The organism is Lagierella sp. ICN-221743 (assembly GCF_037890055.1).
In the GTDB taxonomy this organism is placed as follows: domain Bacteria; phylum Bacillota; class Clostridia; order Tissierellales; family Peptoniphilaceae; genus Mediannikoviicoccus.
This window is the reverse complement of sequence record NZ_JBBKBD010000045.1, coordinates 1-2,316: the sequence shown is the minus strand read 5'-3', so window position 1 is coordinate 2,316 and position 2,316 is coordinate 1. Positions and strand designations below refer to the sequence as shown.

The 2,316-nt window shown below is 31.3% G+C and carries 2 protein-coding genes; one reads left to right on the top strand and one right to left on the bottom strand.

Features of this window, described 5'->3' with window-relative positions; genetic code table 11:
• Positions 1-112: 112 nt before the first annotated feature.
• Entirely contained in the window at positions 113-1,684 is a 1,572-nt protein-coding gene (gene murJ, locus WKS98_RS09865; RefSeq protein WP_498918932.1) for a murein biosynthesis integral membrane protein MurJ, read from the bottom strand.
• 94 nt (positions 1,685-1,778) lie between these two features.
• Between murJ and WKS98_RS09860 the strand changes: the two genes are divergently transcribed.
• The gene (locus tag WKS98_RS09860) at positions 1,779-2,291 is read left to right on the top strand and encodes an ECF transporter S component (protein WP_498918930.1); all 513 of its coding nucleotides are present in this window, start codon (positions 1,779-1,781) and stop codon (positions 2,289-2,291) included.
• The last annotated feature ends 25 nt before the right edge of the window (positions 2,292-2,316 follow it).

The window sequence follows — 2,316 nt, the reverse complement described above, 5'->3', positions numbered from 1 at the left end:
TCTATAGTCTAGCATGTAGATCTTTTGTTGTCAAGCTTTTTTATTTTTTTCTTTTGGAAAAATTTGTATTAAAAAAGGCAACTCATATGAGTGCCTAATTATAATATCAACTTTATTTATCATTGTCAAGTGTTTTTTTATCTTTTTTTAACTTCTTTTTTACAACAGTTTTCAATTCATTAAGCTCTTTAAGCTTTAAGGAGTAAAGTACAATCGAATAAATTGTTGCTCCTATTAATGCCTGTAGAAGAAGTCTTAATAAAATAATTTTTTTTGCGCTTGGCAGTATTTCTTTTAGTCCTATATCCAGATAGTATATTGCTATTGCCATTACAATTGAACTAAGTACTACTTTTATAAAGCTAATCGTGTAGTATTTTAAATCCAGTTCTGTAATTTTCTTTTTTAATAATACTATTAGTATCAGTACTTCTATTATACTTGACAATGTAAATGCTATTGCCACACCTTTGTAGTCATATGTTTTTGTTAGGATAAAACTTAGTGTAATGTAAATTCCACTGGTTATTATTTGATTTGCAAACGGCGTCTTTGTATCTTGTAGTCCAAAGTAAACTCTGTTTAAGTAAATCCTAAGTCCCGATGCAGTAAATCCTGCTGCGTATAGCCTAAGTGCGTTTGCTGTTAGGATTGTATTTTCTCTTGTAAATTTTCCTCCTTCATATATAAAGGCTATGAGTGGTTTTGATAGAATTATAACTCCGAATGTAAATGGTATTAGTACCATTATTGTTATGATTATACCTTTGTCAATAACTTTTTTTATAAATTTTTTATCTCCTGAGTTAAATGCTTTTGCAAGGGATGGATATAACACCGTTGATACTGATGTTATTGATAGCGATAACACTGCACCAAAAAGGTTGTAGGATGTTCTAAGGATAGTCTTACTTCCTTCCATAAGGCCAGATACTATACTGTTTATAACTGCATTAGCTCCCTGGGATATCATCTCTTTTGACGTTAGTGGGAGCATTAGGTACATTGTCTCTTTCAAATATCCCTTGTCGTCTTTTATTGATATCTTGTGTTTATATTTCTGTCTTTTTAAGAAAATATATAAAAATACTGCTTGCGCAAGGGAACCTGCTGTTGCAATATATGATAAGTCTATTATGTTATTGAATTTCCCTAGTGCTAAAAGTCCAATGTAGAATGTTAAATTCACTATTATTCCAAGGGCTGCAAATGGAGCAAAAATATTTAACGAATTTAAGTAAGCTCCAAAGCATGAACAAAGTCCTAAAAATATTATGGATGGTGCAATTATTCTTACCATCTTAACTGTTAAGTCTAAATGTTCCTTTGGAAAGTTTGGTATTATTAAATTCACCATCGGCTTAGCAAATATGATTACGACTAAAACTAGTCCTATATTTATTAAAGTTACAAGGTTTACAATTTTACTAAAGTAAATCTCTCCTTCTTCTGAACTATAATTTTCTTTTGTCTTTGATAGCATGGGGATAATTACTAAGTGTATTGTTGTATTTAGTACTACGGTTAGTATTAGTGCAATTTCGTTGGCATAATTAAATGCATCGGTGTAAACTGACTGGCCATAGTAATATCCTATTAATGATTGTCTAAATATTCCCATGACTTTCGATATAAGTCCGATGGCAAATATCATAACTGAAGATTTAAAAAAATTAGGTCTCATTATGCCTCCTTTACATTAATGGAATTGTATCACATCAAATCTATTATACAAAACTTAAAGAATTATGTATAATTGATTTAAAAAGGAGGTTCCTATGAATACTAAGAAAATGGTTTATGCCGCAGTGATTCTGGCACTATCAATAGCAATCCCGGCATTGTTTCACTTTACAGGCCTTCCAGGCAATATATTTTTGCCAATGCACCTACCTGTTCTTATAGGCGGACTTCTTCTTGGTCCACTATATGGACTTATTGTAGGAGTACTGGCTCCGATACTAAATTTCTTTTTAACTAATATGCCACCTGTTCCAATCCTATATATAATGATATTTGAGCTTGGAGCATATGGACTTTTTACAGGACTTTTATATAAGAAGTCAAATAGACTTTTTATCTCACTACTGGCTTCACTAGTAATTGGAAGATTAGTAGCTGCAATTGTTGTATTTGTGCTTGTTCAAACCATGACAGGATTTGATGCTAATCCAGTCCTTTGGTTTACCGGTTCTTTTGTTAAATCATTTCCTGGAATTGCAATACAACTAGTTTTAATTCCACTTTTGGTTTCAAGAATTGAACTTAGTACAAAATCTAATTTGAAGTAAAAAAACCTCTAGGTTAACCTAGAGG